25 protein-coding genes are annotated in these 23868 nt (G+C 76.3%); 12 read left to right on the plus strand and 13 right to left on the minus strand.

The annotated features are described in order from the left end of the window. Positions 1–20 precede the first annotated feature (20 nt). Entirely contained in the window at positions 21–839 is an 819-nt protein-coding gene (locus ACI8AR_RS18715; RefSeq protein WP_457052330.1) for an IclR family transcriptional regulator domain-containing protein, read from the minus strand. A gap of 9 nt (positions 840–848) precedes the next feature. Continuing rightward, complete coding sequence (locus tag ACI8AR_RS18720; protein ID WP_457052331.1) at positions 849–2342, minus strand: amidohydrolase family protein; 1494 nt, start codon at positions 2340–2342, stop codon at positions 849–851. Between the two features lie 212 nt (positions 2343–2554). Between ACI8AR_RS18720 and ACI8AR_RS18725 the strand changes: the two genes are divergently transcribed. From ACI8AR_RS18725 to ACI8AR_RS18745, 5 genes are read left to right on the plus strand one after another with little or no spacing between them, the layout of a single operon-like run. Continuing rightward, on the plus strand, positions 2555–3736 hold the full coding sequence (locus ACI8AR_RS18725; RefSeq protein ID WP_457052332.1) for a CaiB/BaiF CoA transferase family protein: 1182 nt from the start codon (positions 2555–2557) through the stop codon (positions 3734–3736). After that, the gene (locus ACI8AR_RS18730; RefSeq protein WP_456928522.1) at positions 3733–4554 is read left to right on the plus strand and encodes a citryl-CoA lyase; all 822 of its coding nucleotides are present in this window, start codon (positions 3733–3735) and stop codon (positions 4552–4554) included. Before ACI8AR_RS18725 ends, ACI8AR_RS18730 begins: the two co-directional genes overlap by 4 nt. Continuing rightward, positions 4547–5410 carry a DODA-type extradiol aromatic ring-opening family dioxygenase gene (locus tag ACI8AR_RS18735; protein WP_457052333.1) on the plus strand — a complete coding sequence of 288 codons (864 nt, stop codon included), beginning with the start codon at positions 4547–4549 and terminating at the stop codon, positions 5408–5410. Before ACI8AR_RS18730 ends, ACI8AR_RS18735 begins: the two co-directional genes overlap by 8 nt. Beyond that, positions 5407–5766, plus strand: a complete 360-nt coding sequence (locus tag ACI8AR_RS18740; RefSeq protein ID WP_457052334.1) for a hypothetical protein — start codon at positions 5407–5409, stop codon at positions 5764–5766. The genes ACI8AR_RS18735 and ACI8AR_RS18740 overlap by 4 nt, the downstream gene beginning before the upstream one ends. Positions 5767–5783: 17 nt before the next feature. Next, positions 5784–6755, plus strand: a complete 972-nt coding sequence (locus ACI8AR_RS18745; protein WP_457052335.1) for a quinone oxidoreductase family protein — start codon at positions 5784–5786, stop codon at positions 6753–6755. Positions 6756–6783: 28 nt separating this feature from the next. On the opposite strand, the gene ACI8AR_RS18750 is transcribed toward ACI8AR_RS18745, so the two are convergent. Then, positions 6784–7377 (minus strand): helix-turn-helix domain-containing protein, encoded by a 594-nt coding sequence (locus tag ACI8AR_RS18750; RefSeq protein WP_457052336.1) that lies wholly within the window; start codon positions 7375–7377, stop codon positions 6784–6786. 59 nt (positions 7378–7436) lie between these two features. Between ACI8AR_RS18750 and ACI8AR_RS18755 the strand changes: the two genes are divergently transcribed. Next, positions 7437–9035, plus strand: a complete 1599-nt coding sequence (locus ACI8AR_RS18755; RefSeq protein ID WP_457052337.1) for an FAD-dependent oxidoreductase — start codon at positions 7437–7439, stop codon at positions 9033–9035. Here the strand turns inward: ACI8AR_RS18755 and ACI8AR_RS18760 are convergent. The 4 genes from ACI8AR_RS18760 to ACI8AR_RS18775 form a co-directional block, all read right to left on the minus strand. After that, a complete protein-coding gene (locus tag ACI8AR_RS18760; protein ID WP_457052338.1) occupies positions 9005–9787 on the minus strand; it encodes an esterase/lipase family protein in 783 nt (260 codons plus the stop codon). The genes ACI8AR_RS18755 and ACI8AR_RS18760 overlap by 31 nt on opposite strands. 102 nt (positions 9788–9889) lie before the next feature. Then, on the minus strand, positions 9890–10912 hold the full coding sequence (locus tag ACI8AR_RS18765; RefSeq protein ID WP_457052339.1) for an acetamidase/formamidase family protein: 1023 nt from the start codon (positions 10910–10912) through the stop codon (positions 9890–9892). Positions 10913–10985: 73 nt separating this feature from the next. After that, on the minus strand, positions 10986–12431 hold the full coding sequence (locus tag ACI8AR_RS18770) for an APC family permease (RefSeq protein WP_457052340.1): 1446 nt from the start codon (positions 12429–12431) through the stop codon (positions 10986–10988). Between the two features lie 77 nt (positions 12432–12508). Next, complete coding sequence (locus tag ACI8AR_RS18775) at positions 12509–13549, minus strand: ABC transporter substrate-binding protein (RefSeq protein WP_457052341.1); 1041 nt, start codon at positions 13547–13549, stop codon at positions 12509–12511. Between the two features lie 20 nt (positions 13550–13569). Between ACI8AR_RS18775 and ACI8AR_RS18780 the strand changes: the two genes are divergently transcribed. Further along, the gene (locus tag ACI8AR_RS18780; protein ID WP_457052342.1) at positions 13570–14037 is read left to right on the plus strand and encodes a MarR family winged helix-turn-helix transcriptional regulator; all 468 of its coding nucleotides are present in this window, start codon (positions 13570–13572) and stop codon (positions 14035–14037) included. Positions 14038–14181: 144 nt separating this feature from the next. Here the strand turns inward: ACI8AR_RS18780 and ACI8AR_RS18785 are convergent, their stop codons facing one another. Then, positions 14182–14487 carry a hypothetical protein gene (locus tag ACI8AR_RS18785; RefSeq protein ID WP_387984944.1) on the minus strand — a complete coding sequence of 102 codons (306 nt, stop codon included), beginning with the start codon at positions 14485–14487 and terminating at the stop codon, positions 14182–14184. Between the two features lie 134 nt (positions 14488–14621). Here ACI8AR_RS18785 and ACI8AR_RS18790 point away from each other — a divergent pair, with 134 nt between their 5' ends. After that, on the plus strand, positions 14622–14891 hold the full coding sequence (locus tag ACI8AR_RS18790) for a hypothetical protein (RefSeq protein WP_457052343.1): 270 nt from the start codon (positions 14622–14624) through the stop codon (positions 14889–14891). 9 nt (positions 14892–14900) lie between these two features. Here the strand turns inward: ACI8AR_RS18790 and ACI8AR_RS18795 are convergent, their stop codons facing one another. Next, positions 14901–16082 (minus strand): acyl-CoA dehydrogenase family protein, encoded by a 1182-nt coding sequence (locus ACI8AR_RS18795; RefSeq protein ID WP_457052344.1) that lies wholly within the window; start codon positions 16080–16082, stop codon positions 14901–14903. A gap of 38 nt (positions 16083–16120) precedes the next feature. Here ACI8AR_RS18795 and ACI8AR_RS18800 point away from each other — a divergent pair, with 38 nt between their 5' ends. Beyond that, positions 16121–17245, plus strand: a complete 1125-nt coding sequence (locus tag ACI8AR_RS18800; RefSeq protein ID WP_457052345.1) for a glycerate kinase — start codon at positions 16121–16123, stop codon at positions 17243–17245. Here the strand turns inward: ACI8AR_RS18800 and ACI8AR_RS18805 are convergent. Next, positions 17218–17724 carry a mycothiol transferase gene (locus tag ACI8AR_RS18805; RefSeq protein ID WP_457052346.1) on the minus strand — a complete coding sequence of 169 codons (507 nt, stop codon included), beginning with the start codon at positions 17722–17724 and terminating at the stop codon, positions 17218–17220. The genes ACI8AR_RS18800 and ACI8AR_RS18805 overlap by 28 nt on opposite strands. Positions 17725–17823: 99 nt before the next feature. Here ACI8AR_RS18805 and ACI8AR_RS18810 point away from each other — a divergent pair, with 99 nt between their 5' ends. After that, complete coding sequence (locus ACI8AR_RS18810) at positions 17824–18873, plus strand: NAD-binding protein (protein WP_456938371.1); 1050 nt, start codon at positions 17824–17826, stop codon at positions 18871–18873. Here the strand turns inward: ACI8AR_RS18810 and ACI8AR_RS18815 are convergent. From ACI8AR_RS18815 to ACI8AR_RS18825, 3 genes are all read right to left on the minus strand, one after another. After that, positions 18844–20052, minus strand: coding sequence for a serine/threonine-protein kinase (locus ACI8AR_RS18815; RefSeq protein ID WP_457052347.1), 1209 nt, complete (start codon positions 20050–20052; stop codon positions 18844–18846). The two genes, ACI8AR_RS18810 and ACI8AR_RS18815, sit on opposite strands and share 30 nt — an antisense overlap. 40 nt (positions 20053–20092) lie before the next feature. Next, positions 20093–20221: a hypothetical protein gene (locus ACI8AR_RS18820; RefSeq protein WP_457052348.1), complete on the minus strand. Its 129-nt coding sequence runs from the start codon at positions 20219–20221 to the stop codon at positions 20093–20095. 91 nt (positions 20222–20312) lie between these two features. After that, positions 20313–21029, minus strand: a complete 717-nt coding sequence (locus ACI8AR_RS18825) for a hypothetical protein (protein WP_457052349.1) — start codon at positions 21027–21029, stop codon at positions 20313–20315. Between the two features lie 147 nt (positions 21030–21176). Here ACI8AR_RS18825 and ACI8AR_RS18830 point away from each other — a divergent pair, with 147 nt between their 5' ends. Together ACI8AR_RS18830 and ACI8AR_RS18835 are read left to right on the plus strand one after the other, a co-directional pair. Continuing rightward, positions 21177–23192: a sensor histidine kinase gene (locus ACI8AR_RS18830; RefSeq protein ID WP_457052350.1), complete on the plus strand. Its 2016-nt coding sequence runs from the start codon at positions 21177–21179 to the stop codon at positions 23190–23192. Then, positions 23189–23842, plus strand: coding sequence for a response regulator (locus tag ACI8AR_RS18835; RefSeq protein ID WP_457052351.1), 654 nt, complete (start codon positions 23189–23191; stop codon positions 23840–23842). The genes ACI8AR_RS18830 and ACI8AR_RS18835 overlap by 4 nt, the downstream gene beginning before the upstream one ends. Positions 23843–23868 lie beyond the last annotated feature (26 nt).

Raw genomic sequence — 23868 nt, forward strand, 5'->3', positions numbered from 1 at the left:
TTACCCGATCCGGTGGCGTCTCATCCGGCGGTGCGCGACCGGTCCACCTCCACGTGCGGGCGCGACTGCCAGCGCGACCAGTCGGCGCTCACCTCGCCGGCGGTGCGCAGCAGCGCGGGCAGGTGCTCGGCCAGCAGCCGCTCGGTCGAGGTCTCCGCGGCGTGCACGGTCACGTTCATCGCTGCGCGCACCGCGCCGGTTCCGTCCCGCACCGGGACGGCGACCGAGCGGACGCCGGGGGCGAGCTCCTCGTCGGCCAGCGCCCAGCCGCGGGCGCGCACCTCGGTGAGCTCCTCGGTCAGCTGCTCGGCCGTGCGCCCGATGTAGGGCGGCAGCCCCGAGCGGCTGGGCTCGGCGAGGGTGGCGTCCAGCCGGTCGGGCGGCAGGGCGGCGAGGAGCACCTTGCCCTGCGAGGTCTGCACGGCGGGGAAGCGCGTGCCGATCTCGACCCGCAGCGCGATCAGCTTGGGCACCGACACCCGTGCCACGTAGACGATGTCGGACCCGTCGAGCTGCGCCATCGACGACGACTCGCCGGTCCGCGCGACCAGCGCCTCCATGTGCGGCCGGGCGAGGTCCCACAGCCCGAGCGCCCCGACGTAGGCCATCCCCAGCGAGAGCACCCGCGGGGTCAGCGAGAACACCCCGCCGGCCGACCGCACGAAGCCCAGCTCCTCGAGCGTGAGGAGCAGCCGCCGCGCGGTCGGCCGGGCCAGCCCCGCGGCGGCCGCCACCTCCGACAGCGTCATGGCCGGGTGGTCGGCGTCGAAGCAGGTGAGCACGTCGAGCCCCCGCGCCAGCGCCTCGACGAAGTCCGGCCCCTCACCGCGTCCGGCCACGGTGGCCCCTCAGCGCTCCCCGGCCAGGTGCCGCTCGAAGGCCTCCTCGCGGGCGGTGTGCGTGGTCTCCGACCGGTAGTCGGTGTACTGGTACGGGTTGTCCAGCACCTCGGCCGACGGCAGTTCCGGGTCCATGCCCAGGAGCCAGACGTCCTCGCCCATGTCGGCGCGCAGGTGCTCCACGGTCGCCTCCACCTCGCGCCGGACCGCCGCCAGGTCGACGCCGACCAACCGGTGCTGCCACTTCACGACCCGCCCGTCGACGAGCACGGTGTGCACGTCGCCGCGCTGCGCCTGGAACGCCACGTGGCCCCAGGGGTTGAGGAGGGGGAAGGACACCGGCGAGGCGTCGTTCTTGATCAGCACGACGTCGGCCTTGGCGCCGGGGGTGAGCCGGCCCAGGTCGTCGCGGCCCAGCGCCGTCGCCCCGCCGCGGGTGGCCCACTGCACGACGTGCTGCGCCCGCAGCGCCAGCTGGGTCACCGTGTCGCCCTTGAGGTGGGCCTCGAAGTGCTCGCGCGAGCGGTCGGCGCCCAGCGTGCTCCGCATCGCGGAGAACAGGTCGCCGCTCCACCACACGCTGGTGTCCATCGACAGCGACACCGGGATGCCGTGCGCGCGCACCTGCCAGGTGGGCGGGTAGCCCTGCCCGGCGCTCTGCTCGGACTCGGTGGAGACCGAGATCGACCCGCCGGTGGCCGCGATGCGGTGGTAGCTGTCGGGGGACAGCGACGCGGCGTGCACGTAGACCGTCTCCGGCGTCGCGAAGCCGTGCTCGTGCATGAGCCGGATGCCGTCGTCGTTGGTGGCGCCCCAGACGCCGGCGTGCGTGGTCACCGGCAGGCCGAGCTCGCGGGCCACCTCGAACGCGGCCTTCTCCGGGAACGCGGGGTCGCCGGTGACGTCGAAGGCGAGCTGGAAGCCGAGCAGGTCGCCCGCGCCGGTGCGGCGGCGCTCGAGGAAGCCCTGCACCGCCTTGTCGGCCGTCCACTCCCACGGCGCGGCCTGGATGTTGCCGTAGGCGAGCACGTACCGGCCGGGCACCGACTGCAGCGCGTCGACGGCGGCCTCGGCGTGGTCGACCGTCTGCAGGCCGTGGGACCAGTCGACGACGGTGGTGACGCCGGCGTCCAGTGCCTCGACGGCGGCCAGCCGGTTGCCCGCGGCGACGTCCTCCGGGCGGAAGCGCCGGCCGTGCTCGAGGTAGTACCAGACGAAGTACTGGGTGAGGGACCAGTCGGCGCCGTAGCCGCGCATCGCGGTTTGCCACATGTGCCGGTGGGTGTCGATCATCCCGGGCATCACGATGCCGTCGGTGGCGTCGACCTCCTGGGCGCCGTCGGGTGCCTCCAGCGCCGGGCCCACGGCCGCGATCCGGTCGCCGACGACGAGGACGTCGGCGTCGCGCAGCACCGTGCCCGCGTCGTCCATCGTCAGCACCGTGCCGCCGCGGAGGACGACGGGGCGCCCGGCCTGCGGTGCCGGGGTCTGGGGGTCGGTCATGGTGCTCTCCTCGGACGTCGCTGGCTCGACGGACACCTGTCCGCTGGCCGGACAGAGGATGCGGACGCGGCCACCCTGCTCGTGACCTGCCGCACGTGTCAAGACGGACTGCGTGCAGTTGACACAGGTCCGCGGCGGTGTCGAGACTCGGCGCGACCGGCGGACGACTGTCCGCTGGCACCAGCCCCGATGCCGAGGAGCGCGACGCGACGATGACGGCAGCACCCGGCGCGCCGAACCCCGAGGGCCCCCTCGCCGGCCTGCTCGTGGCCGACTTCTCCCGGATCCTCGCCGGCCCCTACGCCACGATGCTCATGGCCGACCTCGGCGCCGAGGTGGTCAAGGTCGAGGGCCCGCGCGGCGACGACACCCGCACCTGGGCACCACCGGTCCGGGACGGCGTCTCGACCTACTACCTGGGCGTCAACCGCAACAAGCGGTCGGTGGCCCTCGACCTCACCGACGACGCCGACCTGGCCGCGGCGCGCGAGCTCGCCCGCCGCGCCGACGTCCTGGTGGAGAACTTCAAGCCCGGCGGCCTGGCCCGCTTCGGCCTCGACTACGACAGGGTGGCCGCCACCAACCCCGCCGTCGTCTACGCCTCGATCAGCGGCTTCGGCAGCGGCCCCGGCGGGCGGTCGCTGCCCGGCTACGACCTCATCGTGCAGGCCATCTCCGGGCTGATGAGCCTCACCGGCGACCCGGGCGGCGACCCCTACCGGGCCGGCGTCGCCGTCTTCGACGTCATGGCCGGCCTGCACGCCACCATCGGCGTGCTGTCCGCGCTGAACCTGCGGCACGCCACCGGCCGTGGGCAGCACGTCGAGGTCAACCTGCTCTCCAGCGCGCTGTCCGGGCTGGTCAACCAGACCTCGGCGTACGTCGCCGGCGACGTCGTCCCGTTCCGGATGGGCAACAGCCACCCCAGCCTGTTCCCCTACGAGCCGCTGCCCTGCGCCGACGGCGACCTGATCGTCACCGCCGGCAACGACGGCCAGTTCCGCAAGCTGTGCGAGGTGCTCGGCGTGCCCGGGCTGGTGGAGGACCCGCGGTTCCTGCACAACGAGGACCGCACGGCGAACCGCGAGGAGCTGCGCCCGCTGCTGGTCGAGCGGCTGAAGACCCGCACGAAGATGGAGTGGTTCCGCGACATCATCGCCGCGGGCGTGCCGTGCGGGCCGATCAACACCGTCGACCAGGGCGTCGCCTTCGCCGGGGAGGTCGGCCTGGACCCCGTCGTCACGGCGGGGGAGGGCGACGCCGCCGTGCCGTCCATCCGCAACCCCATCCGGTTCTCCGGGACGGCGGCGCGGTACCGCTTGCCACCGCCCGCGCTCGACGAGCACGGTGCGGAGATCCGCCGGTGGCTGGCCGAGGGCGAGGAGGCGCCGTGAGCGAGGACGGGTACCCCACCGCGCTGGGTGCCTCGAGCCGCGAGTCGATCACCCTGCTCGGCACCGACCTCGCCCGCGACGTCATGGGCACGGTCGGCTTCGGCGAGCTGGCGTTCTGGCTGGCCACCCAGCGCCGGCCCACGCCGGGGGAGACCCGCGTGTTCGAGGCGGTGCTCGCCGCGCTCGCCGACCACGGCTTCACCCCGACGGCGATCGTCACCCGGCTGACGTACCTGTCCGCCCCCGACTCGATCCAGGGAGCGCTCGCCGCCGGGCTGCTCGGCGGCGGTTCCCGCTTCCTCGGCGTCACCGAGGACTGCGGGCGGTTCCTGCACGAGGTCCTGGTGTCGGCGGGCGAGCTGCCGGCCGACGACGCCGGCTGGGACGCCCTCGCCCTGGAGACGGTCACCGCGCAGCGCGCGGCCGGCCGGTTCGTCCCGGGCCTGGGCCACCACGTGCACAAGGACGGCGACCCGCGCACGCCGCGGCTGTTCGAGATCGCCGGCGAGGAGGGCCTGGTCGGCCCGCACCTGGCGCTGTTCGCCGCGATCGGCCGGGTGCACCCGCAGGTGCTCGGGAGGACGCTGCCGCTCAACGGCGCCGGCGTCTGCGGCGCCGCGCTGGCCGACCTCGGCCTGCCGCTGGAGCTGCTGCGCGGCTTCGCGCTGCTGGCCCGCACCGCCGGGCTGATCGGCCAGCTCGCCGAGGAGCTGCGCCACCCCGTGGCCAACCGGGTCTTCCTGTCGGTCGACCTGGACAACCGCTCCGTCCCGCCAGACCCCTACGAGCCCGAGACCCTGGGAGGCAGTCATGGCTGAGGTGGCCGCGGTCATCGCGTCGACCCACCACCCCTTCTACTACCGCGCGAGCACCTCGACCGGCGCGGACCGGCCGCCGTTCGCCGACGAGTGGGTGGCCAAGATCGAGCGGTTCCGGGAGACGCTCACCCGGGCCGAGCCCGACGTGCTGGTGATGGTCGGCAGCGACCACTTCCACCAGCTGTGGCTGGACAACATGCCCCAGTTCCTCGTCGGCAAGGCGCCCTTCTTCGACGCCAACTGGTACAACGAGGAACGCGAGTTCGGCCTGCCGCGGATGACGCTGCGCGGCGAGGAGGACCTGGCCGCGCACCTGCTGCGCGACGGCCTCGACCGCGACTTCGACCTGGCCTTCTCCAACGAGCTGCGGATCGACCACAGCATCACGTGCCCGATCATCACGCTGCGCCCGCAGGCCGACCTGCCGATCGTGCCGGTCTACACGAACATCTTCGCCCCGCCGCTGCCCCAGCCCCGGCGCTTCGTGCAGCTGGGGAAGGCGATCCGGGAGATGGTCGAGTCCTGGGAGTCGGACAAGCGGGTGGCGATCATCGGCACCGGCCACCTGTCGCTGGAGCTCGGCGGCCCGCGCCAGTTCGGCGAGCACGGGCCCGACCCGGAGTTCGACCGCAAGGCGGTCGAGTGGATCGCCTCCGGCGACATCGAGGGCTGCCTGGCCGAGGTGTCGCTGGACTCGCTGCACGCCCCGGGCAACGCCACCCACGGCTTCATGGACTTCATGCTGATGATGGGCGCCGCCGGCGAGGGGCAGAAGGCCGACCACGTCGACACCCTCGACCTGTTCCACACGATGGAGGCCTACTTCACCTGGTACCCGAACGGAGCCCCGGCGTGAGCAAGTACCTGCTGGACAAGTTCCTCTTCACCGTCGACCGCGACCCCGCCCTCGTCGAGCGCTACCGCGAGGACCCGGCCGGCACGGTCGAGTGGTGGGAGGCCGAGATGGCCAACAAGATCCTCAACTGCACCGACGACGAGCGGTCGACCTGGCTGGAGTTCACCGAGGACGAGCGGCGCGCGCTGCGCGAGCACGACCACGTGACGCTGTTCCAGATGGGCGCCCACCCGTTCCTCACGCTCACGCTGTTCATCGCGATGTTCGAGCGCGACCACGGGCCGCTGGAGTACCAGAAGGCCTACGGCAGGGCGATGGAACACATCACGCTGCCCTATCCCGACATCACCACCTGACGTGCGGGCCACCTGACGTGCTCGCCGCCGTCGTCCGCGCGCCCGGGACGCCGCCCGAGCACGCCGAGCACCCCGACCCCGCCGCCGGGCCGGGTCACACGCTGGTGCGGGTCACCGCCGCGCCGATCGTGCCGCTGGACCTGCTCTGCGCGTCCGGCACGTCCTACCTCGGCGCGCCCGCGGTGCCGTACGTGCCGGGGGTGCAGGGCGTCGGCGTCGTCGAGGAGTCCGGCCGGCTGCCGGCCGGCACGCGGGTCTGGTTCGCGACGTCGGCCGGCATGGCGCCCGGCGATGGCAGCCTGGCGCAGCGGTGCGCCGTCGACGACGAGGACCTCGTGCCGCTGACCGCCGACCTGCCCGACGCGGCGGTCGCGGCGATCGGCCTGTCCGGCGTGGCCGCGTGGATGTGCCTGACCTGGCGCGGGCGGCTGCAGCCGGAGGAGACCGTCGTCGTCCTGGGGGCCGGCGGCGCGGTGGGGCAGGTGGCGGTCGGCGCGGCGCGGGTGCTCGGCGCCGGGCGGGTGGTGGCGGTCTGCCGCTCGACCACGGCGCGGGAGCGGGCCCGCGCCGCCGGCGCCGACGCCGTCGTGCCGCTGACCGGCGACGTCGACGCGCTCGCCGCCGCGCTGGCGCAGACGTGCCCGGGCGGCGCGCACGTCGTCGTCGACCCGGTGTTCGGCGTCGCGGCGACCGCGGCGTCGCGGGTGCTGGCGCCGGGCGGGCGGCTGGTCAACCTGGGCGGGGCGTCCGGCGACGAGGCGGTGTTCTCCTCGGCGGTGCTGCGCGGCCGGTCGGCGGAGGTGCTCGGCTACACCAACAACGCGCTGACCCCGCAGCAGCGCCGCGACGCGCTCGGCGCGGTCCTCGCCGCGGCCGCCACCGGCCGGGTCGCCGTCGCGCACGAGACGGTGCCGCTGGCCGACGTCGGCGGCGCCTGGGCGCGGCAGGCCGCGGGCGAGGCGAACGTCCGGCTGGTCGTCGTCCCCTGAGTCCGCCTTCCGCGCGCGAAAGGCGGACTCAGCGGCCGCGGGGGGCGGCGCGCACGTGAATGCGCTCGCCCTGCGGGCCGAAGAGGGCGAGCACCTCGGCGGCCCGGTCGTCGGGGTTGCCCAGCCAGTGCGGGGTGCGGGTGTCGAACTCGGCCACCTCGCCGGGGGTCAGGACGACGTCGGCGTCGCCGAGCAGCAGCCGCAGCCGCCCGGACAGCACGTAGAGCCACTCCCAGCCCTCGTGCGAGCGCTGCTCGCCCGGCTCCCCGCCCCAGCGCGGCGGGAATACCATCTTGTAGGCCTGCAGCCCGCCCGGGCGGCGGGTGAGCGGGATGAACGTGGCGCCGTGCCGGGTGATCGGCCGGAGCCGCACCCGGGGGTCGCCGGTCTCGGGGGCGTCGACCAGCTCGTCGAGCGGCACCTGGTGGGCGCGGGCCAGCGGCAGCAGCAGCTCGAGGGTGGGCCGGCGCCGCCCGGACTCCAGCCGGGACAGCGTGGACACCGAGATGCCGGTGTCCTCGGACAGCTGGGTCAGCGTCGCGCCCCGTTGCCGGCGCAGCTCGCGCAGCCGCGGGCCCACCGCGTCGAGGACGGCGTCGAGGTGCGCGTCGGGATCGGTCACGTTGCCAGTGTGGCAAAGGTGTTTGCCTGTTCCGCGACGGCGGGTGCACCGTGGGCGGCATGGACGAGACGTACGACGTGGTGGTCATCGGCGGGGGAGCGGCAGGCCTGTCCGGCGCCCTCGCCCTGGGGCGGGCGCGGCGCTCGGTCGCCGTCGTCGACGAGGGGACGCCGCGCAACGCGCCGGCGCACGAGATGCACAACTACCTGGGCCGTGACGGCACGCCCCCGGCCGACCTGCTCGCCGCCGGGCGGGCCGAGGTCGCCGGCTACGGCGGGGTGCTGGTCGACGGCACGGTCACCGCGGTCGGCGGGGCGGCCGGCGCGTTCACCGTGGAGCTCGCCTCCGGGCGGGTGCTCGGCGCGCGGCGGCTGCTGGTCACCACCGGCCTGACCGACGAGCTGCCGGACGTCCCGGGCGTGCGGGAGCTGTGGGGCACCGACGTCCTGCACTGCCCGTACTGCCACGGCTGGGAGGTGCGCGACCGGGCGATCGGCGTGGTCGCCACCGGCCCGATGTCCCTGCACCAGGCCCAGATGTGGCGGCAGTGGAGCGCCGACGTCGTGTTCTTCCTGCACACCGCGCCGGAGCCGGACGACGCCACCGCCGAGGCGCTGGCCGCGCGCGGGATCCGGGTGGTGCGCGGCGAGGTGGCGGCGCTGGAGACCGACGGCGGCCGGCTGACCGGCGTGCGGCTGGCCGGCGGCGAGGTGGTGCCGCGCGCCGCCGTCGTCGTGGCCCCGCGGTTCACCGCCCGCTCGGCGGTGCTGACCGGGCTCGGGCTGGAGGCCCAGCCGTTCCGCATGGGCGAGGCGGTCGTCGGGTCGCACGTGCCGGTCGACGCCCGCGGCGCCACCGCGGTGCCCGGCGTGTGGGCGGCCGGCAACGTCGCGGACCCGAGCGCCCAGGTGATCGGCGCCGCGGCCGCCGGGCTGATGGCCGGCGCGCAGGTCAACGCCGACCTGGTCGCCGAGGACACCCGGGCCGCGGTCGACGTGATCCGCGCGATGAGCGACCCGGAGTACGGCGAGCAGTGGTGGGAGGAGCGCTACCGCACGCACGCCTCCGGCGTGTGGAGCGGCCGGGTCAACGACGTCCTGGCCACCGAGGCCGCCGACCTGCCGCCGGGCCGCGCGCTGGACGCCGGCGCCGGCGAGGGCGGCGACGCCGTCTGGCTGGCCCGCCGCGGCTGGGCGGTGACCGCGCTCGACCTCTCCCGCACCGCGCTCGACCGGGCGGCCGCGGCGGCCGAGGCGGCCGGGGTGCCGCTCGAGACCCGCAAGGCCGACGTCTCCTCGTGGCATCCCGGCGACGAGCGCTGGGACCTGGTGACCGCCTCGTTCCTGCACTTCCCACCCGGCACCCGCGACGGCGTGCTGCGGACGCTGGCGTCGGCGGTCGCGCCCGGCGGCACGCTGCTGGTGACCGTGCACGACGGCAGCGACGCCGCCCACGGCATCCAGCGGCCGGGCCTGCCCGACTGGTACGCGACCGGCGAGCAGATGGCCGCGGTGCTCGACCCCGGCGACTGGGAGGTGCTGGTGGCGGAGGCGCGGCCGCGGGAGGCGCGCGGGCACGAGCACGGCTCGGCGCACGCCGCCGACGCGGTGCTGCGGGCGCGGCGCCGTCAGCCGGTGACGTCGTCCTCGCTGGTGTAGAGCAGCCGCAGCCGGGCCGGCGGCGTGAACGGCCGCCAGCCGTCGCGGGTCTGCGCCAGACGGTCGGCCACCAGCCACAGCACCGCCGGGTCGTGGCCCATCCCGAGGTGGCTGGCGTGCACGCCGACGTTCTCCGCGCGCGGGCCGGGCGTCTGCCGGCAGGCCCGCCAGTCGACGACGCCGTCCCAGCGCGAGTACACCGCGGTGCTCGGGACCGGCAGGCCGCCGGCCAGGCCGCCCCGCCCGCGCGGCACCGCGTGCAGGTGCCGGTAGCGGGCGTAGGCGCGAGCGCCGGGGCTGTCGTCGGGCGGGCCCCCGGCGAGCCCGAACGGCGAGCCGAGGCTGATCACCTGGCGGACCAGGCGCGGCACCCGCAGCGCCAGCCGCCGGGCGTAGATGCCGCCCAGGCTCTGCCCGACGATGCTCACCGGCCCGGCGTGCTGGTCGGCCAGCCGCTGCACCAGGCGGGGCAGCTCGTCGGTGATCTCCTTGGTGGGGCCGCGGTTGCGGCCGAGCTCCCAGCCGACCACCGGGTAACCCAGACCGCGCAGCCAGCGGCGCAGGGTCGCGGTGGAGACGTCGGAGGCCATCAGGCCGGGCAGCACGAGCACGCCGTGCGGCTCGCCCCGGGGGGCGCCGCGCAGCAGCGGGTAGGTCAGCGCGAGCGCGCCGGCGCTGGCCGCGGCCCGCACGGGCTCGGTGGCGGCGAGCAGGCGGCGGCGGGCTTCCGGGCTGTTCGGGGCGTCGGTCACGGTCTTCCCTCCGACGGCGGTGACGGGTCTGCGACACCGCTACCCGGCCGGGCGCCCGGGACTCGCCTTCCGCGCGCGAAAGGCGGGTCCCGGGCGCCGGTCTCAGCGCTCCTGCAGGTACGCCGCCGCGGTGGCGCGCAGCCGCTCGTGCACGCCGTCGGCGGCGACCGCGCCGGGCAGGTACCGCTTCGCCAGCTTGGCCACCATCGTGTAGTTGGTGTCGACGACGTTGCCCGCCGGCGCCAGCCCCGCCTGGCTGACCAGCTGCAGCGCGTCGAGCCGGTTCCAGCCGGCCAGCTCGGCCGCCCAGGTCACCAGGTCGTGCTGGCTGATCCGGTAGGCGTCCTCCAGCGGCCGGACCGAGCCGGTCGACATGAGGAACTCGTCGGTCTCCAGCCGCGGCCAGGCGGGCCCGCCGCCCTTGACCAGGTCGACGACGACGACCGTGCGCATCGCCGACTCGACCGCGGTGCCGCAGACCTCGCCCTCGCCCTGCCGGCAGTGCCCGTCGCCGAGGGAGAGCATCCCGCCGGGCACGTTGACGCCGAAGTAGACGGTCGTGCCGGCCCGCACCTCCGGGGTGTCCATGTTCCCGCCGTGCGCGCCGGGCGTGATGCTGGCGAACACCTCGCCCGCGGCCGGCGCGACGCCGATCGTGCCGTGCATCGGGTCGAGCGGTAGCTCCACCTCCGGGCCGCCGCGGCGCGGGCGGAACAGGCAGGTGCCCCGCTCGCGGTCGATCTCGTAGAGCCAGACCAGCTCCTCGAGCGGCTCGTGCAGCATCGCCGTCGAGTGGGTGGTGGTCAGCGCGCCGAAGTGCGGGAACGTGCTGGACACCGCCCAGTCCCGCGCCGGCGCGACGTCGACCAGGTGCACCGCCAGGGTGTCCCCGGGCTCGGCCCCCTCGACGGCGATCGGCCCGCTCACCGGGTTGAGGAAGGGGAAGTCGCACACCTGGCTCGGCAGGTCGTCCACGCTGCGCACCTTGCCGCCGTAGCAGTCCTCGGTGGTCAGCTCGACCACCGTGCCCGGCGCCACCGTGAGCAGCGGCTCGCCGCCGCCGAACGAGTAGCGCAGCTGGTCGGGGGTCGGCTCCAGGGAGACGACCTCGAGGGACGCGGTCACCGGTTCTCCTCGCTGGCGCTCGTCGCACCGGCGACCGCCGGTGCTGTGTTCATCGGTGAGCTCGCGAGCTCGCTCACAGGTTCTCCTCCGCGCGGATCTCGGGCCGCCGGCCCGTGGCGATCAGGACGATCATCAGCAGCACCCCGATGGCCAGCCACACGAAGCCCAGCTCCTGGGCGGCCACCTGGGCGTTGTAGACGACGTAGGCCAGGATGCCGAACCCGAGGACCGGCACCGCCAGGTGCAGCCACCAGTTGCGGCTCTTCAGCCGGCCGACGAAGTGCACGACGACGGCGACGTGCAGCAGCAGGAACGCCGACAGCGCGCCGAAGTTCACCAGGGTCGACAGCAGCGTGATGCCGTCCTCGCGCTGCTCCATGTAGAGGCCCAGCACGAGGGAGACGACCGCGACGAGCAAGGTGGCGTTGACCGGCACGCGGCGGGTCGGGTGCACCTTGCGGAGGAACCCGGGCAACTGGCGGTCGCGCGCCATGGCGAACAGCAGCCGCGAGGTCGCCGCCTGGGCCACCAGCGAGTTGGCGAAGCCCCACGCGATGGCGGTGGCGATCGCGGTCAGGGTGCCCAGCCAGGCGCCGCCGGCCACCTCCGCGGCGTCGTAGAACGCGGTGCCCGCGGCGTCGCCCTCGGCGATGAGGGTGTCGGGGTCGGGCACGAGCAGCGCGGCGACCCAGGTCTGGACGATGAACAGCGTCCCGGCCAGCGCCAGCGCCGCGATCATCGCCTTGCCGATGGAACGCGCGGAGTCCCGGTTCTCCTCGGCGAGGGTGGAGATGCCGTCGAAGCCGAGGAAGCTCAGCACCGCGATCGACACCGCGCCGAAGACCAGCTCGAGGGAGAACGTGTCGCTGTTGTAGATCGGCGTGAAGTCGAAGCCGCGGCCCTCGCCGGAGACCAGCGCGACGACGCCGATGACCAGGAAGATCGCGAGCACGATCAGCTCGGCGACCAGCATGATCTTGTTGACCCGCGCGGTGAACTCGATGCCGAAGTAGTTGACGACGGTGTTGAGGACGACGAAGCCGATCAGCCAGACCCACACCGGGATCGACGTGACGATCGAGTTCATGGCGATCGCGGCGATGAGGTAGAGCAGCGCCGGGACCAGCACGTAGTCGAGCAGGATCATCCAGCCGGCGATGAACCCGACCGGCTGGGCGATGCCGCGGCCGGCGTAGGTGTAGACCGAGCCGGCCATCGGGAACGCCCGCGACATCTGCGAGTACGACGCCGCGGTGAAGGCCATGGCCAGGCCGCCGATCGCGTAGGCGAGGGCGACCATGCCGCCGGAGCCCTGGAAGACGCTCCCGAAGATGCCGAACGGCGCGATCGGCACCATGAAGACCAGGCCGTAGACGAGCAGGTCGGTGAACGTCAGCGAGCGCTTGAGCTCCTGGCGGTAGCCGAACTCCTCGACGCCGGCGGCTCCGGCTGCCGGGGCCGCGCCGGCACCGGTGGTCCCGGTGGCGTGCGCGGACGGGGTGGTGCGGGGGTCGGTCACGACTCCTCCTCTCGGCCGGCTCGGAGCCGGACGCGGGGAGGGTAGGCCCCATTGCTTCCGATCGGAAACATCGGGGGTCAGTCGCGCGCGCCGACCTCGCGGAACACCAGCCCGTCGGCGCGCGCCAGCCGCGGCCGGGGGATCGGCGGCGGCCCCGGCGTGCCGGTCTCCAGCAGCCGCGCGGCGGTGCGGACGCCGGCGTGCACGCCACGCGCGTAGGCGCAGACCACCGGCGCGCTCGGCCCCACCCGGGCGGCCAGCCGCTCCTGCAGGGCGAGCTGCCCCTCGTCGCCGGCGCCGTCGGCCGCCGCGAACGAGGGCATGCAGGCGTAGAGCTCGCCGGTGCCGTCGCCGCCGACGGCGTACAGGCCGTTCTCCTCGAGCGCGCCGGACAGCCGCACGACGCGGCGGTCGAGCCCGGCGCGGGCGAACGCGCGGTTGAAGGCGACCAGGTCACGGCCGACCAGGCTGAGCAGCACGGCGTCCGCTCGGGTGCGGCGGACCAGGTCCAGCGCCGGGCCGGGGTCGGCCGGGCCGAACGGGACGAGCAGCTCGCCGGCGACCTCGGCGCCGAGGTCGTGCAGCACCGACCGCGCGGCGCGGTGCACCGCCTGCGGCCACACGTAGTCGGTGCCCAGCAGCACCCAGCGCCGTGCCCGGCGGTGGCGCACCAGCCAGGTCAGCGCCGCGGCGTGCTGGGCCAGCGGGGAGGCGCCGATCCGCAGCGCCCCGCGGGACCCGCGCCCGCCCTCGTGCGGCGGGGTGAACACGTAGCCCGCGCGCCCGGCCAGCGCGGCGGCGACCGCCCGGGAGACGTCGCTGGTGGAGAAGCCGACGAGGACGTCGACCGCGCCGGCGGCGTGCAGGGCGGCGACGTCGGCGGCCACCTCGGCGGGCCGGCGCCCGGCGTCGACGGTGACCAGTTCCACCGCGCGGCCGCGGACCCCGCCGGCCTCGGTGACCTCGTCGGCGGCGAGCGCGGCCAGGTCCAGCGCCGAGGGCGCGGTCATCGCCAGCGGCCCGGTCAGCGGGACGGCCAGCCCGATCCGGACGACGTCGGGGGAGCGGTCGACGACGGCCGCCTCCCACGCCTCCATCGGAGCGGTCGGTCCGGGCACCTCCTGAGTATGGTGCGGCCATGGCGGTCGAGCAGCAGGCCACGGGTACCGCGGTGCCCGCCGCGCGTTCCGCGCCCGCCGCCTCGCTGGTCGAGCTGCTGGCCGTCGTCTCGCGGCGGGTCGCCCGCGGCGTCGGGACGGTGCTCGCCGAGGACGGCGCGACGCTGGAGGCCTACCGGCTGATGCGCGCGCTCGCGTCGGGTCCGGGGCGCACGATGAGCGAGCTGTGCGCGGCGCTGTGCGTCCCGGCGCCCACCGCCACCCGGATGGTCGACGGGCTGGTCGACGCCGCGCTGGCCTACCGGCTGCCCGACCCCGAGGACGGCCGCCGCGTGCGGGTGCACCTGTCCGCCCGCGGCCGCACCCGGCTGGACCGGCTCGAGGCGCTGGTGTCCGCGCACGAGGCGGCGCTGACCACCGAGCTCGGCCCGGCCCGGGTCGCCGCGCTGGTCGCCGCGCTCACCGACCTCGCCGACCCGCCCGCCTGACCCCCGCGAGCGCCGTCGGGCCCCATGACCGGCCGCCTCCCGCCGCGATCATGGAGTTCCCGTGGCGACACGCCGTCGGCCCTCGGCGCGTCGCCACCGCGACTCCATGATCGGGGCGGGACGGCGTCCGGACCGGCGACGGCCTCAGTCGGACGGCGGGAGGATGCGGGGGACGAAGACCTCGTCGATCGGGCGCGGGCCGACGTACTGCCGGCAGGTGCACGGCACCCAGGTGTGACCGGCGAACCGGCCGCGCCGGTCGAAGGTGTCCCGGCGCAGCTCGGCGTAGCAGGTGTTGGTCTCGGTGTCGTGCTGGCTCAGCGTGTGCCCGCAGCCGCACACCGGCGTCGGGTTCGGCGGCGGCCCCGCGGGACGCCGGCGCCCGAGCCGGCCGGCCACGAACCCCGCGGCCAGCAGTGCCGCACCGATGACCAGGCTGACAGGTTCCACCGTCGTCGCTCCTCCGCTCCGCAGACCTCCCGACGGTAACGCCGCGGGCGCGCTCGGGGTGCCGCGCGCGGGCGCGTTCCGGGTTCACCCGGACGGGCGGTTAGATACGAGACCGTCCAGGGCACCTGCAGCTCGTGGACTCTCTCGCGGTCGGATTCGCCCGCCCTGACCGCTGGAAGCAGGGCAGTCCGGCCGCCCAGCGGACCCCGTGGCACGCCGTCCCGTCGGTGCGCCCGGCGGGGGAGCGCGACGGCGAGGTGGAGCTGGCCCTCTGCGGGTCCATCGTGCAGATCTGGGGCCACCAGCGGTGGGAGCGCATCGGTGCCGGGCGCACCGGCTGCCCGGACTGCCGCCGGCTGTCCGGGCTGGCCTGGGAGCAGGTCCTGCTCAGCCGCGCCGGCTGACCGCGGCGGTCAGCGCCGCCGGCCGCTGATCGCCGACAGGCCGGTGATCTCCCGGCCCACGATCAGTGCCTGCACGTGGTCGGTGCCCTCGAAGGTGTAGATCGCCTCGATGTCGGCGTGGTGCCGGGCGATGTGGTGCTCGAGGAGGATCCCGTCGCCGCCGAAGAGGTCCCGCGCGTCGGCCACGATCCGCCGGGCGGTGGCGCAGCAGTGCCGCTTGGCCAGCGACGCCATCGCCGCGGTCATCCGGCCGGCGTCGGCGAGGCTGGACAGCCGCCAGCACATCAGCTGCATGGTGGTGATCTCGGCGAGCATCGTCGCGAGCTTCTCCTGCACCAGCTGGTAGCCCGCGATCGGCTGCCCGAACTGCTCGCGGTGCAGGCAGTGCGCCAGCGCCAGCTCGTAGGCCGCCGTCGCCACGCCCAGCGCGCGCCACGCGACGGTGTACCGGGTGCGGTCGAGGACCGTGGAGACGTCCTTGAACGAGCGGCAGTTGGCCAGCTTGTTCTCGGCCGGCACGCGGACGCCCTCGAGGGTGATCTCGGCCTGCCACACCGCCCGCAGCGCCGTCTTGCCGGTCATCACCCGCGTGCTGAAGCCGGGCGTGCCCTTCTCGACGACGTACCCGCCGACCGCGCCCTCCTCGTCGCGCGCCCAGATGAGCACGTAGTCGGCGATCGTGCCGTTGCCGATCCACTTCTTCTGCCCGTCGAGGACGAAGACGTCGCCGTCGCGGCGGGCGCTGGTCTCCAGGGCGACGGCGTCCGACCCGTGCTGCGGCTCGGTCAGGCCGAAGGCGCCGATCTTCTCCATCCGCGCCATCTCGGGGAGGAAGCGCTCCTTCTGCTCCTCGGAGCCGAGCATCGCGATCGACTGCATCGCGAGGAAGCTGTGCACGCCGTTGAAGGTGCCGACGCTGCCGTCGGCGCGGGCGAGCTCGGCGGCCACCAGGCCGGCGGCGACGGCGCTCATCCCCGGCGAGCCGTAGCCCTGCACCGTGCCCCCGGCGATGCCGAGCTCGGCGAACCCGGGCACCAGCTCGAACGGGAACTCCGCGCGCTCCCAGTAGTCGTTGATCCGCGGCGTCACCTCCTTGTCGCACCAGGCGCGCACGCGGTCGCGGATCCCGACCTCCTCGGGGGTGAGCAGCTCCTCGAGGGCGTAGAAGTCGGTGCTCGCGGTCTCAGGCACGGCCCGACGCTACGCGCGGGCAGGGCATGCTGCCGGGCGTGCGGATCGTCGTCGCCCCGGACTCCTTCAAGGGCACGCTGACCGCGGAGGACGCCGCCGACGCCGTCGCCCGTGGGCTGGCCCGGGTGCGCCCGGACGCCGAGGTGCTCGCCCGCCCGGTGGCCGACGGCGGGGAGGGCACGGTGGCCGCCGCCGTGCGCGCCGGGTACCGCCCGGTGACGACGACGGTCGGCGGCCCCGACGGCCGGCCGGTGCGCGCCACCTTCGCCGTCGAGGGGACGACGGCGGTGGTCGAGCTCGCCGCCGCGGCCGGGCTCGGGCTGCTGGACCGACCGGCGCCCACGACCGCGACCACCCGCGGCGTGGGGGAGCTGCTGCGCGCCGCGCTCGACGCCGGCGCCCGGCGGGTGGTGCTGGGCCTGGGCGGCAGCGCCACCACCGACGCCGGCGCGGGACTGCTGCAGGCGCTGGGCGTGCGGCTGCTCGACGCCGGCGGCAGGGACGTCCCGCCCGGCGGCGCGGGGCTGGCGCGCCTCGCGCGGATCGACCCCGGCGCCCGCGACCCGCGGCTGCAGGGCCTGGAGGTCCGGGTGGCCACCGACGTCGACAACCCGCTCACCGGCCCGTCCGGCGCGGCCGCGGTGTACGGGCCGCAGAAGGGCGCCACGCCGGCGCAGGTCGCGCAGCTCGACGCGGCGCTCGCGCGGTTCGCCGCGGTGGTCCGCCGCGACCTCGGCGTCGACCTGGAGGGCCGGCCGGCGATGGGCGCGGCCGGGGGGACGGCGGCCGGGGTGGCCGCCGTCCTGACGTGCTCGGTCGGGTCGGGTGCCGAGCTGGTCGCCGACCTGGTCGGGCTCGACGCGGCGCTGGCCGGCGCGGACCTCGCGATCACCGGCGAGGGCTCGCTGGACGCGCAGTCGCTGCGCGGCAAGGCGCCCGCGGTGGTCGCGGCCCGGGCCCGGCGGGCCGGTGTCCCGTGCGTGGCGCTGGCCGGGCGGGTGGCGCTGAGCGACGACGAGCTGCGCGGGGCCGGGTTCGCCGCCGCGCACGCGCTGACCGAGGCCGAGCCCGACCTCGCCCGGTGCCTCGCGGAGCCCGCGGCCGTCCTCGCGGAGCTCGCCGCCCGGGTCCTGGCTCAGGCGCCGAGCAGCCCCCGCACGTAGGCCGCCTGCCCCACGTGCTGCAGGTCGTCGGACAGCACGCTGACCAGCCGGACGCCGAGGGTCACCGGCGGGTCCCACCGCCGGTCGACGACGCGGTCGAGGTCGTCGTCGGACAGGTCACCGAGGAACTCCGCGCTGCGGGCGGCGACGGCGTCGGCGTACTCGAGCAGCAGCTCCGCCGAGGGCACCCGGACCGACGCGACCTCCTCGGCGCTCATCCCGTAGCCGGTGGCGGCGTCGTCGACGGGCAGGCCGAACCGGCTCGCGAACTCCTGCGCGGTCCACACCTGCTCGGTGCCGGCGACGTCGGCGAGGTGGTCGTCCTGCACCCGCAGCAGGTGCCAGGCCAGCCAGCCGACCGGGTTGGCGCCGGGTCCGACGCGCTCGGCCAACTGGTCGGGGGACAGGCCCTCGACGGCGGCGTGCAGGGTCTCGCCGATCTGCGCGTAGGCGTAGGTGAGCAGGTCACGGGTCCGCATGACCGGCCGCTACCCGTCCCGCTCGCGGGGGACGCCTGCGGGCGCCGGCCGACGGTAGGTTGCGGTGTCCGCCCGGCCGTCGAGGGAGCCAGATCGTTGGTGTTCTTCCTGCAGCGGCTGCTGCGCTCCCTCCGCGTCCGGCTCTCGGGCTGGCGCCTGCCGCTGGCGGTCATCCTGCTGGTGTTCCTCACCAGCTGGGCGGCGATGGCGCTGGTCGAGCCGGCCGGGACCGGGATCGCGGCGCCGGAGAGCTACTGGTGGTACTTCGTCATCACCGCCGCGACCGTCGGCTACGGCGACCTGTACCCGTCGTCGGTCGGCGGCCGGGTCGTCGGCGCCTACGTCGTCGTCGGCGGGATCGTCACGCTGACGCTGCTGTTCACCGAGCTGGCCACCGCCCTGCAGACCGCGCGGGGCAGGCGACTGAGAGGAGTGGTCGGCCTGGACCTCCGGGACCACGTCGTCGTGCTGGGCTACACCCCGGGGCGGACCGAGCGGATCGTCACCGAGCTGACCGTCGAGCCGGGCACCCGCATCGCGCTGTGCGCGCACGACGACGTCGCGGTCAACCCGATGCCCGAGGAGGCGGCGGTCTCCTTCGTCCGCGGCGACCTCACGCACGCCGACGTCATGGACCGCGCCGGCGTCGCCCGCGCCCGCACGGTCGTCATCGACGGCCGCGACGACAACGAGACCCTGGCGATCGCGGTCGCCGTCGACCACGCCAACCCGCGGGTGCACATGGTCGCCGCGGTCCGCGACCTGGGCCGGCGCGACACCCTCCGCTACGTCAACCCCGGCGTGCAGGTCGTGCAGTGGCACATGCCGTTCCTGCTGTCGGAGGAGGCCGCCGACCCCGGGCTCACCGAGATCTACAACGAGCTCATGACGGCGGGCGGGCACGGCAACACCTACTCGCTGCGGGTGCCGGCCGGTGCGCGGCCGCGGACGTTCGGCGAGTGGCAGACCGCCCTCGGCCGCGACCACGGCGCCACGGTGCTGGCACTGCGGACCGCCGAGGACCTGCGGGTCAGCCCCGCCTGGGACACCCCGGTGCCGGAGGGCGCGACGCTGTACTACGTCGCGGCGCACCGGCTGGACGTCACGCGGCTGGACCGGTCACCACACGCCGAACGCGGCGGCCACTAGCGCCAGCACCCCGCCGATCGCGGCCAGCACGGCGAGCACCGCGATCAGCACCGGCACGACCACCCAACGGCGCCGGAACCGCCGCCGGGGCCGGGGCGGTGGCGGCGGTGCCGGCGGGGGAGCGGCGGCCCGGGCGTGCCGCTCGGCGCGCCGCTCCCGGTGCCGGTCGGCCAGGTGGCGGGCCTGGTCCCGGGCGTCCCGGGCGACGGTGCCGAGCACCGAGGCCAGCCCCCGCAGGTCGTCGAGGTCGAAGCGCTCGACCCGGTCCCCGGGGGCGAGATGCGGACCGGCGGGGCGCGGATCGGCGGCCCGCGGGCCGCCGGCGGCGGGGGGCCACGCCGGCGCCGGCCCGGCCCGCTCGGACAGGGCGCGCAGGGCGGCCCGCGTCCGCGCGACGTCCCAGCGCCGCGCGGGGTCCTTGGTGAGCAGCCCCTCGAGCACCGGCGCCAGCGGGCCGGCCCGCTGGGCCGGCGCGGGGTCCTCGGAGACGACGGCCAGCAGGGTGGCCATCGACTCGGGCCGGTCGAAGGCCCGCCGGCCCTCGACGGCGGTGTAGAGCGTGGCGCCCAGCGACCACAGGTCCACGGCGGGGCCGGGCTCCTCGCCCCGCGCCCGCTCCGGCGCCATGTAGGACGGCGAGCCGATGATCGCCCCGGACGTGGTGATCGACGGGCCGCCCGTGGCGACCGCGATGCCGAAGTCGGTGAGGTGCGCCGAGCAGTCGCGGCCGACGAGCACGTTGGCCGGCTTGACGTCGCGGTGCACGATCCCGGCGGCGTGCGCGGCCTCCAGCGCGGCCAGCACGTCGAGGCCGATGCGGGCCACCGCCGGCCAGGGCAGCGGACCCTGCCGCTCGACGATCTCCTGGAGGCTGCGGGCGTCGACGAGCTCCATGACCAGCCAGGGCCGGCCGTCCTCCTCGACGACGTCGTACAGCGTGGTCACGCACGGGTGCACGAGCCGCGCCGCCGCCCTGGCCTCGCGCAGCGTGCGGTCGCGCAGCGTCCCGCGCTCGTCGTCGCTGAGGTGGGCCGGGAAGGTGACCTCCTTGAGCGCCACCGGCCGGCCCAGCACCTGGTCGGTCGCGCTCCAGACCACGCCCATCCCGCCGCGGCCGAGCATCCCGGTGACCGCGTAGCGGCCGGCGACCAGCCGCCCTGCACCCGTGTCGGCGGACATGGGCGGACGGTACGCCCGGGAGGGAGCCGGCGTCCCGCCCTCAGTCGGTCCCGTCCTGCGGCGGCTCCGGCTCGCTCTGCGCCTCGAGGGAGGCCTCGGTCTCCGCGTCCTCCATCTCGAGGGCGATGTCGCGCGGCTGCGGCTGGTCGGGCTGCGACGGCGTCGTCATGACCGCAGCCTGCCCGCCGACGGCGCGGTCCGCTCGCCCGGGACGGCGCCGGCCCCCGTCCCGCGGGGGACGGGGGCCGGCGGCCGGGAGCTCAGGGGCGCAGCGCGGCCCGGACGACCGGCACGAGCGCGGCGAGCACCAGCGCCTCGCCGAGGACGCTCACCGCGACCGGGAACTCGCCGCTCGCGAGGACGAACCCGGCCAGGTAGGCGGGCGCCGCCCAGACGGTGACGTCGGCACGGGCGCGGACCAGCGCGACGGCGGCCAGCAGCGTCCCGGCGATCGCCATGCCGACCAGCGGGCCGAGGACGAGGAACGGCGGGCCCTGCTGCACCGACGTCCAGGTGCCCGCCGCCGACGGGCCCCCCTCGCCGGCCAGGACGACGGCGATCAGCCGCATCCCGGCGAACCCGCCGCCGCCGACGCTGCCGGCCGCGAGCAGCGCCGCGGCGACGCCGGACAGCCACGGGGCGCGGCGGCCGCAGGCCAGCGCGATCGCCGCGGCGCCGGCGATCCCGGCGACCATCGCCACGAGGTAGACGACGACCGAGGCGACCTGCGCGGTCGGCGACTCGGCGAGCCCGGCCAGCCACGGGCCGGCCTCGTCGCGGGGGAGGCCCTCCGACGAGAGCACGTACTGGGCCGCGAGCGCGACCGGGCCGAGCAGGGCGGCGCCGGCCAGCAGCCGCCGGCGGGGGTGCGGCGCCGGGGCGGCCGCCGGAGCGGAGGCGGTGGCGTCGGGGGCGGGGGTCTCGGCGGCGGTGGTCTCGGGGGCGGTGAGGCCGGAGCCGAGGCGGGTGGTGGTCACGGTGTTCCTCCTGGGGGTCCGGCTCCGTCGGCCGGGCACCGGAACCGTCGCGGCCCGGGCGTCCCGGCGGCATCGGACGGGTGTCCCGACACGGCGCGGTGCCGGAGTCCCTGGGTCCCGGGACGACTGCGCTGCCACCATGTCGCGGTGCCCGCCGCCCGGACCGTCGTCGCCGCCGGCCTCGCCGCGGCGGGGCTGGCCGCCGCGGTCGCCGCGCTCGTCCTCGCTCTGACCCGGGTGCCCGACCCCGACGCCGCCGCGGTCGCGTGGGGGCTGGCCGGCGCCGGCGGGTCCGGCGTGCTGGGCGCGGTGGTCGCCGCGGCGCGGCCGCGGCTGCTCGCCGGCTGGCTGATGCTGCTCGTCGGCGTGTGCAGCGGCGGGGTGGCGCTGGCCACCACGCTCGCGGCGGCCGCCGTCGCCACCGACCCGTCGTCGTCGCTGACCGCCGGGGCGTTCTGGGTGTCCTCGTGGCTGTGGGTGCCGGCCTACGTGCCGGTGGCCGCGCTGCTGCTGCAGGTGCTGCCCGGCGGGCGGCTGCCCGGGCGCGGGTGGCGGGCGGCGGCCGCCGTGGGTGCCGCGGCGGTCGTCCTGGCGCCGGTCGGCTGGGCGCTCACCCCGTACGACCAGCAGGACCGCCCCGTCCCCGCCGCCTACGCGCACCTGACCAACCCGGTGGGCGTGGACGGCTCGTTCGCGCTGGTCGGCGTCTCGCTGGTGCTCGCGCTCGCGGGCACCGCGGCGGGCGTGGCCTCGCTCGTCGTGCGGCTGCGGCGCAGCTCCGGGCAGGCCCGCGAGCAGGTGCTGTGGGTGCTGGCCGGCGCGCTGGGCACCCTGCTGCTGCTGGCCCTGGCGTGGACGGTGCCGACGGCGGAGACCGCGCTGATCGCCGCCGCCCTGCTGCCGCTGCCGGCCGCCGCCGCGTGGGCGCTGACCCGCACGCGGCTGTGGGACCTGGACCCGGCGCTGGGCCGCACGCTGGTCTACCTCTCGCTGACCCTGCTGGCGCTGGTCGTGCACGGGGTCCTGCTCGTCGCGGCCGGCGCCCTGCTCGGCGGCCTCGCCCGGCGCTCGGACCTGCTGGTGTTCGCGCTCGCCGCGGTGCTCGTCCAGCCGGCCCGCGACGTCCTGCAGCGCGGGGTCAACCGGCTGCTGTACGGGCAGGACGCCGACCCGGGCACGGTGGTCGGCGAGCTCGGCCGGCAGGTGGACTCGGCGACGACGCCCGCGCAGGTGCTGCCGGGCGTGGTCGGCGTCCTCGCCCGCACGCTGCGGCTGCCGTCGGTGGCGCTGCGGCTGCCCGGGCGGGCGCCGGTGACCGCCGGGCGCGCGCCCGAGCCGGGGGAGGAGGTGCGCACCCTGCCGCTGGTGCACCAGGGCCGCGGCGTCGGCGAGCTCGACGTCGTCCTGCCGGCGGGCGGCCTCGGCCCGCGGCTGCGCGGCCTGCTCGACGAGCTGGTCCGGCAGACCGGCCAGGCCGCGCACGCCGTCCTGCTGCAGGAGGAGCTGCAGCGCTCCCGCGAGTCGATCGTCACCTCGCGGGAGGAGGAGCGCCGGCGGCTGCGGCACGACCTGCACGACGACCTCGGCCCGGTGCTCGCGGCGACGGCGATGCAGCTGGAGGCGGCGGCCGAGCTGGTGCCGGTCGACCCGGCCCGGGCGACCGCGATGCTCGACCGGGCCGCGGAGCACCTGCGCGGCACGGTCGCCGACGTCCGGCGGATCGTCGACGACCTGCGCCCGGCCGCGCTCGGCGACCTCGGCCTGGCCGGCGCGGTCCGCGCCCACGCCGCCCGGCTCGCCGACGCCGGCGTCGAGGTGGCCGTGCACGTCCCCGACGACCTCGGCCCGCTGCCGGCCGCCGCCGAGGTGGCCGCCTTCCGCATCGCCGGCGAGGCCCTGACCAACGTGGCGCGGCACGCCCGCGCCGGCCGGGCCTCGGTCGTCATCACCCACCGCGACGGTTCCCTGGAGGTCTGCGTGCAGGACGACGGCGTCGGGGTCCGGCCGGGCAGCCGCACCGGCGTGGGCCTGGGCTCGATGCACCAGCGCGCCGCCGAGCTCGGCGGCAGCTGCGAGGTCACCGGCGGCCCGGGGACGACGGTCCGGGCGGTGCTGCCCACGGCGGCCCTGCCCACGGCGGCACTGCCGGCGGTGTCCTCGTGACCACCGTCCTCGTCGTCGACGACCACCCGCTGTTCCGTGACGGGCTCGTGGCGCTGGTCGGCTCGCTGCCGTGGGCGGAGGTCGTCGCCGAGGCCGGGGACGCCACCGGCGCGGTCGCCGCGGCGCTGGAGCACCGGCCCGACGTCGTCCTGATGGACCTGCACCTGCCCGGCGGCAACGGCCTGGACGCCACCGCCCGGATCACCGAGGCGCTGCCGGACACCGCCGTCCTGGTGCTCACGATGGTGGAGAACGAGGACGCCGTCGCCGCGGCGCTGCGGGCCGGCGCCCGCGGCTACCTGGTCAAGGGCGCGTCGCGGGCGCAGATCGCCCGGGCGATCGAGGCGGTCGCCGACGGCGAGACGATCCTCGGCCGCGGCGTCGGGTCGGCGCTGGCGCACCTGCGGCCCCGCGGCGACGCGCTGTCGGCGTTCCCGACCCTCACCGAGCGGGAGCGGGAGGTGCTGGGGCTGCTCGCCGGCGGGCTGTCCAACGGCGACATCGCCCGGCGGCTGTTCCTGTCGGACAAGACCGTGCGCAACGTGGTCTCCACCGTCCTCGCCAAGCTGGAGGTGGGCAGCCGGGCCGAGGCCGTGGCCCGCGCCCGCGACGCCGGGCTCGGCGGGGCGGCGCCGGGGCTGGGAGCGTGACCGGCGCCACCTAGACTCCGGCGCCG

It is taken from the genome of Geodermatophilus sp. SYSU D01036 (genome assembly GCF_054050435.1).

Bases quoted from the DNA above. Each gene is read 5' to 3' on its own strand.
- ACI8AR_RS18820 (WP_457052348.1), bottom strand. From the start codon at position 20,221: ATGACGACGCCGTCGCAGCCCGACCAGCCGCAGCCGCGCGACATCGCC.
- ACI8AR_RS18815 (WP_457052347.1), bottom strand. From the start codon at position 20,052: ATGTCCGCCGACACGGGTGCAGGGCGGCTGGTCGCCGGCCGCTACGCG.
- ACI8AR_RS18735 (WP_457052333.1), top strand. From the start codon at position 4,547: ATGGCTGAGGTGGCCGCGGTCATCGCGTCGACCCACCACCCCTTCTAC.
- ACI8AR_RS18805 (WP_457052346.1), bottom strand. From the start codon at position 17,724: ATGCGGACCCGTGACCTGCTCACCTACGCCTACGCGCAGATCGGCGAG.
- ACI8AR_RS18780 (WP_457052342.1), top strand. From the start codon at position 13,570: ATGGCGGTCGAGCAGCAGGCCACGGGTACCGCGGTGCCCGCCGCGCGT.
- ACI8AR_RS18720 (WP_457052331.1), bottom strand. From the start codon at position 2,342: ATGACCGACCCCCAGACCCCGGCACCGCAGGCCGGGCGCCCCGTCGTC.
- ACI8AR_RS18725 (WP_457052332.1), top strand. From the start codon at position 2,555: ATGACGGCAGCACCCGGCGCGCCGAACCCCGAGGGCCCCCTCGCCGGC.
- ACI8AR_RS18755 (WP_457052337.1), top strand. From the start codon at position 7,437: ATGGACGAGACGTACGACGTGGTGGTCATCGGCGGGGGAGCGGCAGGC.